Source organism: Sphingobium sp. Cam5-1, from assembly GCF_015693305.1.
In the GTDB taxonomy this organism is placed as follows: domain Bacteria; phylum Pseudomonadota; class Alphaproteobacteria; order Sphingomonadales; family Sphingomonadaceae; genus Sphingobium.
This window is the reverse complement of sequence record NZ_CP065138.1, coordinates 2781220-2795138: the sequence shown is the minus strand read 5'-3', so window position 1 is coordinate 2795138 and position 13919 is coordinate 2781220. Positions and strand designations below refer to the sequence as shown.

Sequence of the window (13919 nt, the reverse complement as noted above, 5' to 3'; positions counted from 1 at the left end):
AGGCCGCTTATGACGCCCGCCGCCAGATGTTGTTAACCGGAGTGAATGGGCTTTGTTCCCGCAAGACGAAGACGAGGAAATGGAAGGGAAGGGAACGATGCGCCGCGCCACCGGTTGCCCTCACTCCCCTATCAGGAGTGGCTCCCATGCATATCGAAACCCGCGAAGGTCATGTCATCCATGTGAAGGACATGGGGTCGGGCCACCCGGTAATCCTGATCCACGGCTGGCCCCTGACCGGCGACATGTGGGAATATCAGACGCTTGCACTGCTGGAGTCGGGCTATCGCGTAATCACCTATGATCGTCGCGGTTTCGGGCAATCGGGTCATCCCGCCGATGGCTATAATTATGACGTTTTCGCGGACGATCTCGCCGCCGTCATTGATAGGGTGGGCGCGCCCAAAGTCTCCCTCGTCGGATTTTCCATGGGAGGCGGCGAAATCGCGCGATACCTGTCGCGCCATGGTTCGGCAAAGGTGGACAGGGTAACGCTTATCAGCTCTGTCGTGCCGTATCTTCTGAAGGATGATAGTAATCCCGACGGTGTCGATGAATCGGCACTGGACCAGATGCAGGCGCAGGTGCGCGAAGACCGTTTCGCTTTCCTGCAAACCTTCGCCAAAACCTTCTACGGCATCGGCCTTGTTTCCAAACCTGTCAGCAGCGCCTTGCTCGACTGGACGTTCATGCTGGCAATCATGGCCAGCCCCAAGGCTACGATCGATTGCATCCACGCCTTTGGCCGAACCGATTTCCGGCCCGACCTGGGCGCGTTCACCGTCCCGACGCTCATCATCCATGGGACGAGCGACAAGACGGTGCCGATCGATCCGACCGGGCGAGCAGCGGCCGCCGCGATCCCGGGGGCGCAGCTAATCGAATATGATGGCGAACCGCATGGCCTGTTCGCTACCGCGCCGGATCGGTTGAACGCCGATCTGCTGAGCTTCCTCGCGCAATAACTACAGCGTCCCGTCATGCAGAAAACGAATCCGTTCAGCCTTTTCATGGACAGCTGGCGATTGGGGCTGGAAGCCTGGACGGTGATCGGCCTCCGGATACCCAGGCTGCTGGCAGGCAGCCCGGCCGCAGCGCGGGAAGCGCATCTCATGATCGCGGAAAAGATCGAAGCGATAGGCGTGCTGCAATGGAGGGCGATGACCGGCGATCTGGGCACCAGCCCCGATGCCGCGATGCGCGGTTCGGTCGCCCATTATCGCAAAGCCGTTGGCCGCAATCGGCGACGTCTCGCACGGCAGAGAAAATGACGCAGCCGGGCCTGTTCGACGCGCCGCTGATCCCCGGACTGGATTATCGCGAGGATATGCTGACCCGCGATGAGGAAGCGATGCTCATCATGAAGATGGACGCGCTGCCCCTGTCGCCATTTCGTTTTCAAGGATGGATCGGAAAGCGGCTGACACTATCGCTCGGGTGGACTTATGATTTTGACAATGGCCGCTTTGGCCCAAGCGACCCTATTCCGTCATGGCTTCAACCAATCAAGGCGCGCGCCGCCGGGTTTGCCGACGTGGCAGATGCCGACCTGGTGCAGGCATTGTTGATCCGATACGATCCCGGCGCTGGCATAGGCTGGCACAGGGACCGGCCGGTCTTCGAACATGTTATCGGGATTTCATTGGGCAGTCCCACGACATTGCGCTTTCGCAGACGCACGGCGAAGGGATTCGACCGCCTGTCCGTTCCTGTTACCGCTCGATCCATCTATCATCTGTCCGGCGAAGCACGGCATGAATGGGAGCATAGCATCGCGGGCATGGACGTACCCCGCTGGTCGATCACCTTTCGCTCGCTGACCGCCAAGGGCGCTGAAATGGCACGCGCCTAACCCTTGTTCTCCCCAAACACACACCCATATCCCGATCATCGTCAACAACGGAAAGGAGGTGGTCTGATGTCTCATTGTCATATGCCGATCACGGCAAATACGAAGAGCCTGACCTCCGCCGCGGGGGTCCGCCTCTTCTGAGCGCGTCCAATCGGCTGACAATGGAAAGGCCGTCCGGAACCAGCCGGGCGGCCTTTTGATTTGTGCGGGCTTCTGCAATCCCTCGAACCAATCGGGACGCGAAACGTCTTGTGAAAGACATGAGGATCGCGACCTATAATGTGAATGGCGTGAACGGGCGCCTCCCGGTGCTGCTGCGGTGGCTGGAGCAAGCTGAGCCCGACATTATATGCTTGCAGGAGTTGAAAGCACCGCAGGAGAATTTTCCTGAGCACGCCATCCGGGACGCGGGATATGATGCAGTCTGGCACGGGCAGAGCCGGTGGAATGGCGTCGCGATCCTGAGCCGGGTTGGCGCCATCCATGAAACCCGGCGCGGATTGCCCGGCGATCCTAATGATGTGCAGAGCCGCTATATCGAAGCGGCGGTGAACGGGGTCCTCATAGCCTGCCTGTACCTTCCCAATGGCAACCCCCGTCCCGGCCCCAAGTTCGACTTCAAGCTCCGCTGGTTCGAACGGCTGCACGCGCATATGGCCTCGCTCATCGACGTGGACGCGCCGGTGATCGTCGCGGGCGACTATAATGTGATGCCGACCGACCTTGACGTGTATGCGCCCGACCGGTGGCGCGACGATGCCCTGTTCGCGCCGGAGGTTCGCGCCGCCTACCAGCGCCTCCTCGATCAGGGATGGAGAGACGCAATACGGCAGCTACACCCCGATGAGGTGATCTATAGCTTCTGGAAATATTGGCGTGGCGCCTTTGAGCGCAATGCCGGTCTGCGGATCGATCATGCGCTGCTGAACCCGGTTGCCGCCGCAAGGCTGGTCAGCGCGGAGGTCGATACCCGGCCTCGCGCCTGGGAAAAGACCAGCGATCATGCGCCGGTCGTCATCACGCTCGACTTGGGTGGAGCCGAGCCATGACGCAGGCCGACCCCAAGGGATTGGCCTTGCCGCTGCCGATGGAGGCGCGGCTCGTGTCCGAACTGCCCACCCCGCCGGGATGGCTATATGAGCCCAAATGGGATGGCTTTCGTGCGGTCGTGGGCCGCGATGGAGCGCGAGCCGACATCCGATCCAAATCCGGCAAGTCATTGGCGCGTTTCTTTCCGGAGATCATCGATGCACTGCTCGCGACGACCGAGCGCCGCTATGTGCTGGACGGCGAGTTGATCCTGCCGCTGAACGGCGTGCCGTCCTTCGATGCGTTGCAGCAGCGGCTGCACCCGGCGGAGAGCAGGATAGCGCGCCTGTCCCGCGAAACCCCGGCGCAGCTTATGCTGTTCGACTGTCTCGCCCTGGGCAAGAGCGACCTCATGGACGCGCCGTTGCGGGAACGGCGAAAGGCGCTGAAGCGCTTTCACGCGAAGAATGGGACCGAGATGCTGCTTCTGTCCCCTGCCAGTGAGCGGATCGAGGATGCCGACGGCTGGCTGGAAGGCAGCGGCGGCGCGCTCGACGGGATCATCGCCAAGCAACTGGACCTTCCCTATCGATCCGGCGAACGCGCGATGATGAAGATGAAAAATTATCGCAGCGCGGACTGTGTGGTTGGTGGTTTCCGCCGCACGGCTGATGGGCGCGGCGCCGCATCCTTGCTGCTGGGCCTCTATGATGAGGGGGGCAAGCTAAACCATGTGGGCTTCACCTCCGGGTTTAAAGCGGATGAGCGTCCCCTCCTGCTACAACGCCTTGAGCCGATAGCGGGAGGCTCGGGCTTCACCGGCAAGGCACCGGGTGGGCCAAGCCGCTGGAACAAGGGCGAGGAAAGCGTCTGGGAGCCTCTAGCTCCGGAACTGGTTGTGGAAGTGATCTACGATCAGGTGACCGGCGGGCGCTTTCGCCATGGCACAAGGTTTCTGCGCTGGCGGCCGGACAAGGCGCCGCGCCAATGCACATGTGATCAGTTGCAGATGGAACTGCGCCCGGCCGAGATCGATCAATTGCTTGGCGGTTGAGGGAACTGCCAAAATCCCGGTCGACCCGCATTTATCGACGTAAACACCCTCATACTGATCCCTGTTAGGCATTTTGAAGGGAACGCCACGCTCTCCCCCGAATTGAACAGGGGTACAATCAGGAGAGTATTTTCCGTGGCTACCCGTTTCGTCGCACCCGAGTGCGCATCGCAATTTCTTCAACAAAGTTTTCAGGAACGCCTCAGTCATTGGAACCGGCAACGTCTCGCGCCATCCTATCCGGAGGATTGGGAAAGCCGGTTCCGTCAGGATGAAGCCATGCTGCGGCTAGAGCACGGTTTCATGGAGGAGTTACGCGCCCTAGTCCGCGACCGCGCGGCGCAGGCTCCAACCGATCCCAAAGGCTTCATCCAATGGTTCGAGGCGTTGGAGCAGACTGGCCCCGGCCAGCATGACGCGCTGTTTCCCTGGCTCGCTGACCATGCGTCGCGGGACGAAATCCGCTGGTTCCTGACGCAGGAAGCCGCCGGTGAAGCTGGCTTTGACGATCTCGTCGCCCTGACGCAGGTAAAGCTGCCCGATTCCGCCAAGCTGGAACTTGCGCGCAACTATTGGGACGAAATGGGGCGCGGTCAGGAAAAGGGCATGCATGGCCCCATGCTGGCGCAGTTGGTCACAACGTTGGAACTGAAGCCGACGATCGAGACCACTGTCTGGGAAAGCCTGGCGCTGGCTAACGCGATGACTGCGATGGCGACGCAGCGCTGCTATGCCTGGCACAGCGTCGGCGCGTTGGGCGCGATCGAACTGACCGCGCCGGGCCGATCGGCGCACACCGCGCGCGCCTTGCGACGAATTGGGCTAAGCCAGTCGGAGCGACGATATTTTGATCTGCATGCGGTGCTGGACGTCAAGCATAGTCGCGACTGGAACGAGCTGGCGATCAAGCCGCTGGTGGCGGAGGACCCTCGCCGCGCCGTCGCAATCGCGGAAGGCGCGTTGATGCGCCTTAGCTGTGGCGAGCGCTGCTTCAACCGCTACCGTAGCCATTTCGGGCTGGAGCAAGGGTGATGGCACGATCCAACGGCCGCATCCTGATTGTTGAGGATGACCCGCTGCTGGCTGGCATGATGGTCGATTTTCTGCTGGCGGAGGATTATGAAGTGGACGGCCCCTACGCCAGCGTCCGCGACGGCATGGCCGCGCTAGCCACGCACATGCCCGATGGCGCAGTGGTTGATCTGCATCATCCCAGCCGGAGCGTAAGCCTGTTGAAGGACGATCTTGAGACCTATGCCATCCCTTTGCTGGAAGGAGAGGATAGCGAGGTGCAGGATCTTCAAAGACGCTTGCTGCCTTGGCTTCGGCATATGCGGCATTGAGAGGGCGAGGGATAAGCAACTCTTGTCCCGCGCTATATCGCGGCTATGACCCTGCATCGTGATCGAAGCAGGAGACGGCATGGGCCGCATCATCGGAAAAGTCTTTCGCGGAGCGGGCATCGGGCTGCTGTTTCTCGTAATTGCCTTGTGCCTTGCGATCACGATCATCCCGCCCTTTCTCGACCGCATCTATTATGACGGGCCGGTCAGCGGCCATTATGACGGCGAGCACTTCTTCAATCCCGATGGCGAGATCGAGTTTTCCGGTCCTCCGGGGACGAACCGCCGGGGCTTTCTCCTCCGCTGGCTGACGGGTCAGGACGAACGTCCCGAATGGCCGCTGACGGTCACAGTAAAGCCGACGCGCCCGCCAGCCTTCGCCGCGCCGCGCGGCATGGTGGCGACATGGGTCGGCCATGCCACGGTGCTGGTGCAGGCGGCGGGGATCAATATCCTTACCGACCCCACCTGGTCCGACTATGCGAGCCCCTTCCCACCGCTAGGACCAAAGCGGGTCGCGCAGCCGGGCATCCGGATGGATGATCTGCCCAAGATCGACCTCATCATCGTCAGCCACAATCATTACGACCATATGGACATCCCCACGCTCAAGAAGCTGTGGGAACGAGATCGGCCCAAGATCATCGTCAGTCTGGGCAATGATCGCATCCTGAAGGACAATGGCATTCCGGCGATCGCGCTGGATTGGGGCCAGTCCGTGACGGGGGCTGCCCTCAAAAATTTGGGGACGCAAACAGTCATCCAGTGCGAAAATTACGAACATTGCCCCGACTATCGCGTCCATGTGCTGCGCAATCATCATTGGAGCAGTCGGTGGGGCACTGACCGCAACCGCGCATTATGGTCGAGTTTCCTCATCGAAACGCGCGCGGGCAACATCTTCTTCGCGGGCGACACGGGGGCTGGCGACATGGCATGGCCCACCGAAGCGGCGCGGTTCGGCCCGATCCGCCTCGCGATGATCCCGATCGGTGCTTTCCGCTTCTGGCCGGGGCAGATGGAGGCGGACTCGCATATCGGGCCGCAGCGCGCTGTCGAGGTGTTCGAAAAGCTCAAGGCATCGACCGCCATTCCCATCCACTGGGGCACATTCCGGCTGTCTTATGAAAAATGGGACACACCGCCCCGCATGCTGGAGCTTTTCCTGAAATGCGAAGGCATAAAGCGGCAGCGCTTTGCGCCGTTGCGGATCGGCCAGTCCATCCAGGTGCCTGCCTATTCCGCCGTGCCGCATAGTCCAAAACGATGCGACCAACGCGCCATCCGGGCATTGCAATAGGTCAGGCGGGAGGCCCTGCTTCCAGCATCGCGCGCCAATTGTCCGTCGTCATCGCCGTCAGATATTCGGCCTGCATCTCGGCCGTCAGCATCTCCATCATCTGCCGCCCTTCGATCCACAATTCGATCACGCCGAACACGCCGCCACGCTTGCGATATTTGGCGGGCCAGCCTTCCCGCTGCGCGATTGCCATGATCTCTTCGCGGGACAGGGGCGTGGCCAGCGCGGCATGTGTCGCGGTGTAACGCGTTTCGCCAGTCCGCTCCCCGAAGCTATCGGCATCACCTTCCTCCTCGCGCAAGACGGTGTCGATCGGATAGACCTCTATGGCGGTGCCCCGGTCATCGCCAGCCATGGCGATCCAGCTGCCCGGCGTCACGGGCGGGAAATACAGCGCCTCGCCGCGCCACATTTCAGCGATAACCTCCGCAACATGCTTTGGATCATGCGCGGCAATCGAAAGATGAAAGAGCATGTCTCGACTCTCCGACATTCTGATGGATGCCGGGCGCGACAATGGCACAGAATCCCGCCGCCAGCACTGGAGATTCCGGACAGGAGTCCCTCCGCTGACAGGCAGCAGAGGGTTTCTTAAAACACGCTGCTCAAGCCTTGCTGCACTCTCCGGTGCGTTTACCAGTCACGTCATGGGTGGTGCGCAATACCGGGCTGCCCCCGGCCGTCTTCGTCATGGTGCTGCCCAGCGTCAGCGTGTCGGCGGTGTAATTGCCCTCCAGCACGATTTCCGATGTCGCTCCGCCGGACTTGCAGGACAAAGTCGCGATCAACCGCCCCTTGCGCAGCAGCTTGTCCTTATAAGTGCAGTCCTTGCCCTCATCCCCTGCCAGAGCATCGGCATCGGGTGTCCCCTTGGCATCGACGGCGATGCACAGCTTTTCCTCATCAACCTGCTTCAGCGCGACCTGATATTGTTCGGGCGTGACAGTCGGCGTGTTGTAGCCCGTGGTCTTGCGGGTGATCGTCCATTCGCCCCCCTTCATCACGATCGGCGCTTCGACCGCTTCGGGTGCAGGCGCCTCATTGCCGCATCCGGCCAAGCCAAGCGTCATCGTCAGCGGCAACGCCGCCAATATCGTCTTTCGCATATCCTCTTCCCCTGTTCTCTTACGGAACAGGCGGAGGCTCGCTTGGCGCGCGGAGAAGCGCAAGAGAAAAAAGCGACGCTAGCGTTTCCTGTAGGTCGGCGCGTGGAAGTCGGGCGGCTTGGCCGCGACCCAGCCGAGAAAGCGGGCGATACCGGGATGCGTGCGAAGGGCGGCGGGATCGCCCCGCGTTCGGGCAAGCTCCACATTGCTGAGCTGCGCGTGGATGGCGCGATGGCAGATTGGATGGACGGGCACCCTTTCGCGCCCGCCCCGGCTTTTCGGCACCGGATGATGCCATTCAACCCGTTTGCTTAAAGGACGCGCGCAGAGCCAGCAAAAGCCCTCCGCGCCCTCCATCATATCAGGATGCGACGCATTCCGCGGCGATCCATTTGCCCGTGGTCTTCGCCTTCATGCTCATGTTCATGCCATTGGGCGCACCGCTCATCTTCATGTCCATGTGCATTTCATAGCTTTCCGGCGCGTAGTCGCCGGACATGACGGCATTCATCGTGCCATTTTCCGACTTGCAGGCGATCTCACCCTTCACCGACCCGCCGCTGACGTCGAAGCCCTTGTACGTGCAATCCTTGTTTTCCTGACCCGAGAACATCTTGCCGCTGGGGTTCGCCGCTTCTTCGGGAGAGACGCAATATTTGATCGAGGTGCGGCTCATCATGTTCTTCATTTGCTCTTTCATCTGATCGCCACCGCCGGGCATGTTCGGCATGTCGATATCCTCGAGCGTATAGGCGCCTTCCCACTGGCCGGGCTTCAGCTGCACCTTTTCGACTTGCGCTTTCACTTCCTCGCGCGTTTGCGGTTCGCCGGAAAGCTTGTCGCCGCAGCTGGCGAGCAACAGCGTGGCAGGAATAAAGACGGCCAAGGCTTTAAGCATGATCTTCCCCCGTTAATGCCGGAATGACCCGGCCTGTCTAACCATCAGCATATCAGGACAGGCATAGAATGAAAAATGATCCTGCGGGCTATTGGGCCAGTGCCGCAGCTTCCTGCGCGCAATCGAGGGCGGTTTCCGAAGGTTTGCCGCGCAACGCGGCGACTTCCTTGCGCGCGGCGGCAAGATCGGCGGCAAATGCGGGGTCGGCATTGAGGCGCATCACGCTCGCTGAGGCGATGACGCGCCCTTCCTCGATATCGCTCAGCCAATGCACATTGCAGATGCGGCGGCTGTCCCCCATTGCCCGCCCGCGCGCCACCAGCTTCGCGGCCCTGTCAGGCATGACTTCGGCGAGGATGAGGCCGAAGCCATAGCCGATCGCGCTATGGCCGGACGGATAGGAGCCATCGCGGCGCAAAACCTTGTCCCAATCCGGCGTGCACATCGGCTGACCATTCTCCATGAACGGACGGGGCCGCATGTACCGCTTCTTCACCTCGCCGGTAGAGCCGCCAAGATCGCCCATCGCCCGGGACAAAAGGCGGACAAGCGCAGGCGTATGCGCCTGATCAATCGTCAACCCAGCCGAGCAGGAAAAAGCGGCAGCGGCGTGGGCCGGGCGCAGGTCCGCGTCCGCCTTGGCAAGATCCCATCGCGCGCTGCCGCGCAAGGCCAGCGCGGCTGCCGCCCCTTCCTTGTCGCGCGCTTCGGCCGCCGATCCTGCCGCGGGAGGCGGCGGCGAAAGCAGAAGCCCGTCAGGCAGCGCGCCGCCGCCCAGATAGCTGGCGGTGCGCGCTTTTGGTCCCTGCATGACCGATGGCGGCGTCTGCGCCGATCCAGCCCCGCCGGTCGTCGTCGCGCATGCCTGCAACATGGCCAGCGTGGTGAACAGGAAAATGGCCTTGCGCATCGGGTCCTCCGCTATCGTCATGTGGGATGCCTGCCCCACATTGCTGTGGTGCGGGACCATGCCCATATTGGCCCACATGTCCATTCAGATTCGCACCACGCTGGACGAGCCCGAGACCGGCGAAGGCTTCGTTCCCCACCGACCCGCCCGCCCGGAAAAGAGCGAGGGCGGCAGGCCGTTCAAGCTGGTTTCCGATTATGAACCCTCGGGCGACCAGCCCACCGCCATCGCCGAACTGGTGGAACAGGCAAAGGCAGGTGAGAAGGATCAGGTGCTGCTGGGCGTCACCGGCTCTGGCAAGACCTTCACCATGGCCAAGGTGATCGAGGCGATGCAGCGGCCCGCGCTCATCCTTGCTCCCAACAAGATTCTCGCCGCGCAGCTTTACGGGGAGTTCAAGAGCTTCTTCCCGGAGAACGCGGTCGAATATTTCGTCAGCTATTATGACTATTATCAGCCCGAAGCCTATGTGGCGCGATCCGACACCTATATCGAAAAGGAGTCGAGCGTTAACGAGGCGATCGACCGGATGCGCCACTCCGCCACCCGCGCGCTGCTGGAGCGCGACGATGTGATCATCGTCGCGTCCGTGTCCTGCCTCTATGGCATCGGATCGGTCGAAACTTATTCGGCCATGACCTTCTCGATGAAGAAGGGCGGGATCGAGGATCAGCGGGAGATCATACGCAAGCTGGTCGCGCTCCAGTACAAGCGCAACGATGCCGCCTTCGCGCGCGGCAATTTCCGGGTGAAAGGGGATAATCTGGAGATTTTCCCGTCCCACTATGAGGACACCGCCTGGCGCGTCAGCTTCTTTGGCAATGAGATCGAGGAGATTGTCGAATTCGATCCGCTGACGGGCAAGAAGATCGCGAACCTCGACTATGTGAAGGTCTTCCCCAACAGCCACCATGTCACGCCGGGACCGACGCTCAAGCAGGCAATGGAGGCGATCCGTTTCGAGCTGACCGAGCGGCTGAAAGAGCTACAGGCAGAGGGCAAGCTGCTGGAAGCGCAGCGGCTGGAGCAGCGCACGAACTTCGATCTGGAGATGATTGCGGCGACGGGTTCATGCGCCGGAATCGAGAATTACTCCCGCTTCCTGACCGGCCGCCTGCCCGGCGAGCCGCCGCCCACCCTGTTCGAATATCTCCCCGAAAACGCCCTGCTGTTCGTGGACGAAAGCCACCAGACCGTGCCGCAAATTGGCGCGATGGCGCGGGGCGACCATCGGCGCAAGATCACGCTCGCCGAATATGGCTTCCGCCTGCCGAGCTGCATCGACAACCGGCCGCTGCGCTTCAACGAGTGGGACGCGATGCGGCCGCAGACGGTCAGCGTGTCCGCGACGCCGGGGCCGTGGGAAATGGAGCAGACCGGCGGCGTTTTTTCCGAACAGGTCATCCGCCCCACCGGCCTCATCGACCCGCCGGTCGAGATCAAGCCGGTGGAGGATCAGGTGGACGACCTGATCAACGAATGCCGCAAGGTCGCGGCGCAGGGCTATCGCACCCTCGTCACCACGCTCACCAAGCGCATGGCGGAGGATTTGACCGAGTTCATGCATGAGGCGGGGATCAAGGTCCGCTACATGCACAGCGACGTGGAGACGCTGGAGCGCATCGAGCTTATCCGCGACCTGCGGCTGGGCGTCTACGACGTGCTGATCGGCATCAACCTGCTACGCGAAGGGCTGGATATTCCGGAATGTGGCCTGGTCGCGATCCTCGACGCGGACAAGGAAGGCTTCCTGCGATCGGAAACATCGCTGATCCAGACCATCGGCCGCGCCGCGCGCAACGTGGAAGGACGGGTCATCCTCTATGCCGATCGCATCACCGGCAGCATGGAGCGCGCGCTCAACGAGACCAGCCGCCGCCGCGAGAAACAGCAGGCCTATAATCTGGAACATGGCATCACGCCGACCACGATCAAGCGTAACATCGGCGACATCATCGCCCATGTCGCGAGCAAGGATCAGGTCACGGTCGATACTGGGCTGGACGACCGCCCGCACCTCGTCGGCCATAACCTCCGCGCCTATATCGAGGATCTGGAAAAGAAGATGCGCGCAGCCGCAGCCGACCTCGAATTCGAGGAGGCAGGCCGCATCCGCGACGAAATCCGCAAGCTGGAAGCGGAGGAGCTGGGCCTGCCCGCCAACGAACAGGTCGCGGCGCCGCGTGGGCGGGCGACCGAAGGCAAGCCGGGCACGCGCAAGCTGCGGTACGGCAAGACCCAGCGTAAGTTCGGCCGCTGACGCAAGTTCAGCATGACGAAAGGTTCGGGGCCGTTTAAGCGGGCATCATGAAGAACTTGCCTCTCGCCCGCGCTATCGCCCTCGTCACGCCGCTTTTGCTGCTGGGCGGCGCCTACGCTTCGCAATATATAGGCGGTCTGCATCCGTGCGAGATGTGCTGGTGGCAACGCTATCCGCATATGGCGGCGATCCCGCTCGCGCTGATCGCCTATGCCGTGAAAAAACGGCCTTGCGTCAGTGCGCTGTTCGCGGGGCTAGCCGGACTGGCGATCGGGATCAGCGGCGGAATAGGACTGTTCCACGCGGGCGTCGAATATGGCTGGTGGCAGGGGCTGACCGCCTGCTCCACCTCTCCTACGGCGGGCAACCCGGCCGACATATTGAACCAGATCATGGCGACCCCGATCACCCGCTGCGACGTCGCGCCCTGGACACTCTTAGGCATTTCGCTCGCGGGCTTCAACGGGCTCTTGTCCGGAGCCAGCGCGCTCGCCATCTTGGCCTTGCTGATCAAGTCGAGGAAAGAGGCATGAACGCGCCCAGGGACTTCCCCCGCCCCGGTCGGAAAGTGACGGCCGATGATCGCGCGGCGATGCTGCGCGTGGATCAGGCGGGCGAGTTCGGCGCGACGCGCATCTATGCCGGGCAGCTTGCCGTCCTTGGCGATCGCCACCCCGACGCGCGCGTCATCGCGGGCATGGCGGCGCAGGAAGAACGGCATCGCAAGATATTCGACGCGATGATCACGCGGCGCGGCGTGCGGCCGACGGCATTGCAGCCGATCTGGAACGTCGCGGGCTTTGCGCTGGGAGCGGTGACCGCCGCGATCGGCCCACGCGCCGCCATGGCCTGCACCGCCGCTATCGAGACGGAGATCGACCGCCATTATGGCGAGCAGTTGGCGGAACTGGCGAATGATGATCCGGAACTTGCCGCCACCATCGCGGATTTTCAGGCGGAAGAAGTCGAACATCGCGAAACCGCGATCGCCCGTGGAGCGGAGCAGGCGCCTGCCTATCCACTGCTTTCGGGCGTCATTCGTTTAGGATGCCGGGCTGCAATCGCGCTGTCGAAGCGGATCTGAGGAGATAAGGACGATGATGAAGACCGCGACAGCCGCCATGCTGCTGATGGCTGCGAGCACCCCGCCCGCCATGGCGCAGCAGCAGAGCGGACCCGTGCAGGAGCAGGCCCCCACCGCCGCTGCCGGTACGACGGGATCTGAGCGCGTCAATCTGGTCATCGTCTATGGCGATGACGCCTGCCCGCAAAGCGCTGGCACCGACATCGTCGTATGCGCGCGCAAGGGTGAGGAAGAACGCTTCCGCATCCCTGAACCGCTGCGTGGCGATCCCAACAAGCCGAGCAATCAGGCATGGGGCGAGCGCGTGCGGTCGATGGAATATGTCGGCCGTACCGGCACGGAAAGCTGTTCGGCCACTGGCCCCGGCGGCTTCACTGGTTGCTTCAACCAACTCGCCCGGCTTGCCAAGGCGGAACGGCAGGCGGCGGACAATGCCAGCTGGAAGGATTTGGTAGCCGCAGAGCGGGCGCGGCGGCTTTCCACAATCGACGCGGATAGCAAGGCAATCGAAGCGCGAGCCGTAGCGGAGGAAAAGGCGCAGGCCAGCCAGCCGCAGCAGGCCGCTCCGCAGCCGACTGCACCGACGCAGCCGTGACGGTTGCTCCGGACGCTTGGCGTCTGGGTAAGGCTGGCGGAATTGGGCACTCCGCCGGTGGGACAGGGGCGAAAAGAGGATATCACCTGTGCGCTTCCCGGTTCATACCTTCCTCGCCATGGCGGCGCTTGTTCCCATAGCCTTACTCGCCCCAGCCAAGGCCGAGCCGCCACAGCGCGTGTTCAACCTGGTCGTCTATGGGAACGACCCCTGTCCCAAGGGCGTCGGCGACGAGATCGTCGTTTGCGCGCGCAAGCCTGAGTCCGAACGCTACCGCATCCCGAAGAAATTGCGCGAAAAGCCCGCCCCGTCCGGTGGGCCGGGTTGGGGTAGCCAAGTGGCGACGATGGAAGAAGTACAGCGCCAGAATCTACCCGGCAGCTGCTCTGCGATCGGGAGCAACGGCTTTACCGGCTGCACCGCCAAGATGCTGGAACAATGGTTTGCCGAACGGCGGATGCAGGAGTCCAAGGGAGAGCCTTGAGCTT

Annotated in this window: 18 protein-coding genes; 13 read left to right on the top strand and 5 right to left on the bottom strand. The window is 62.3% G+C overall.

Features of this window, described 5'->3' with window-relative positions:
• The first annotated feature begins 146 nt into the window (after window positions 1-146).
• The 8 genes from IZV00_RS13885 (at window position 147) to IZV00_RS13850 (ending at window position 6578) form a co-directional block, all read left to right on the top strand.
• Window positions 147-965, top strand: coding sequence for an alpha/beta fold hydrolase (locus IZV00_RS13885; RefSeq protein ID WP_196225162.1), 819 nt, complete (start codon window positions 147-149; stop codon window positions 963-965).
• Window positions 966-980: 15 nt separating this feature from the next.
• On the top strand, window positions 981-1271 hold the full coding sequence (locus tag IZV00_RS13880) for a hypothetical protein (protein ID WP_196225161.1): 291 nt from the start codon (window positions 981-983) through the stop codon (window positions 1269-1271).
• Window positions 1268-1852 (top strand): alpha-ketoglutarate-dependent dioxygenase AlkB, encoded by a 585-nt coding sequence (locus IZV00_RS13875; RefSeq protein WP_196225160.1) that lies wholly within the window; start codon window positions 1268-1270, stop codon window positions 1850-1852. Before IZV00_RS13880 ends, IZV00_RS13875 begins: the two co-directional genes overlap by 4 nt.
• Window positions 1853-2112: 260 nt before the next feature.
• On the top strand, window positions 2113-2901 hold the full coding sequence (gene xth, locus IZV00_RS13870; RefSeq protein ID WP_196225159.1) for an exodeoxyribonuclease III: 789 nt from the start codon (window positions 2113-2115) through the stop codon (window positions 2899-2901).
• Window positions 2898-3935, top strand: a complete 1038-nt coding sequence (locus IZV00_RS13865) for an ATP-dependent DNA ligase (RefSeq protein WP_196225158.1) — start codon at window positions 2898-2900, stop codon at window positions 3933-3935. The genes xth and IZV00_RS13865 overlap by 4 nt, the downstream gene beginning before the upstream one ends.
• Window positions 3936-4070: 135 nt before the next feature.
• Window positions 4071-4967 carry an iron-containing redox enzyme family protein gene (locus IZV00_RS13860; protein WP_196225157.1) on the top strand — a complete coding sequence of 299 codons (897 nt, stop codon included), beginning with the start codon at window positions 4071-4073 and terminating at the stop codon, window positions 4965-4967.
• Window positions 4967-5278: a hypothetical protein gene (locus IZV00_RS13855; RefSeq protein ID WP_196225156.1), complete on the top strand. Its 312-nt coding sequence runs from the start codon at window positions 4967-4969 to the stop codon at window positions 5276-5278. Before IZV00_RS13860 ends, IZV00_RS13855 begins: the two co-directional genes overlap by 1 nt.
• Before the next feature lie 79 nt (window positions 5279-5357).
• A complete protein-coding gene (locus IZV00_RS13850; protein WP_196225155.1) occupies window positions 5358-6578 on the top strand; it encodes an MBL fold metallo-hydrolase in 1221 nt (406 codons plus the stop codon).
• Window position 6579: 1 nt separating this feature from the next.
• On the opposite strand, the gene IZV00_RS13845 is transcribed toward IZV00_RS13850, so the two are convergent.
• From IZV00_RS13845 to IZV00_RS13825, 5 genes are all read right to left on the bottom strand, one after another.
• A complete protein-coding gene (locus IZV00_RS13845) occupies window positions 6580-7053 on the bottom strand; it encodes a hypothetical protein (protein ID WP_196225154.1) in 474 nt (157 codons plus the stop codon).
• A 130-nt stretch (window positions 7054-7183) separates the two neighbouring features.
• Complete coding sequence (locus tag IZV00_RS13840) at window positions 7184-7684, bottom strand: DUF3617 domain-containing protein (protein ID WP_196225153.1); 501 nt, start codon at window positions 7682-7684, stop codon at window positions 7184-7186.
• A gap of 78 nt (window positions 7685-7762) precedes the next feature.
• A complete protein-coding gene (locus IZV00_RS13835; protein WP_196226678.1) occupies window positions 7763-8041 on the bottom strand; it encodes an HNH endonuclease in 279 nt (92 codons plus the stop codon).
• 4 nt (window positions 8042-8045) lie between these two features.
• A complete protein-coding gene (locus IZV00_RS13830; RefSeq protein ID WP_196225152.1) occupies window positions 8046-8582 on the bottom strand; it encodes a DUF3617 domain-containing protein in 537 nt (178 codons plus the stop codon).
• A gap of 88 nt (window positions 8583-8670) precedes the next feature.
• Window positions 8671-9492: an acid phosphatase gene (locus IZV00_RS13825; RefSeq protein ID WP_230463231.1), complete on the bottom strand. Its 822-nt coding sequence runs from the start codon at window positions 9490-9492 to the stop codon at window positions 8671-8673.
• A gap of 76 nt (window positions 9493-9568) precedes the next feature.
• Here IZV00_RS13825 and uvrB point away from each other — a divergent pair, with 76 nt between their 5' ends.
• The 5 genes from uvrB (at window position 9569) to IZV00_RS13800 (ending at window position 13915) form a co-directional block, all read left to right on the top strand.
• Window positions 9569-11752: an excinuclease ABC subunit UvrB gene (gene uvrB, locus IZV00_RS13820; protein ID WP_196225151.1), complete on the top strand. Its 2184-nt coding sequence runs from the start codon at window positions 9569-9571 to the stop codon at window positions 11750-11752.
• A gap of 47 nt (window positions 11753-11799) precedes the next feature.
• Complete coding sequence (locus tag IZV00_RS13815; RefSeq protein WP_196225150.1) at window positions 11800-12285, top strand: disulfide bond formation protein B; 486 nt, start codon at window positions 11800-11802, stop codon at window positions 12283-12285.
• On the top strand, window positions 12282-12836 hold the full coding sequence (locus IZV00_RS13810) for a demethoxyubiquinone hydroxylase family protein (protein WP_196225149.1): 555 nt from the start codon (window positions 12282-12284) through the stop codon (window positions 12834-12836). The genes IZV00_RS13815 and IZV00_RS13810 overlap by 4 nt, the downstream gene beginning before the upstream one ends.
• A gap of 13 nt (window positions 12837-12849) precedes the next feature.
• A complete protein-coding gene (locus tag IZV00_RS13805) occupies window positions 12850-13431 on the top strand; it encodes a hypothetical protein (protein ID WP_196225148.1) in 582 nt (193 codons plus the stop codon).
• A 118-nt stretch (window positions 13432-13549) separates the two neighbouring features.
• The gene (locus tag IZV00_RS13800; RefSeq protein ID WP_196226676.1) at window positions 13550-13915 is read left to right on the top strand and encodes a hypothetical protein; all 366 of its coding nucleotides are present in this window, start codon (window positions 13550-13552) and stop codon (window positions 13913-13915) included.
• The last annotated feature ends 4 nt before the right edge of the window (window positions 13916-13919 follow it).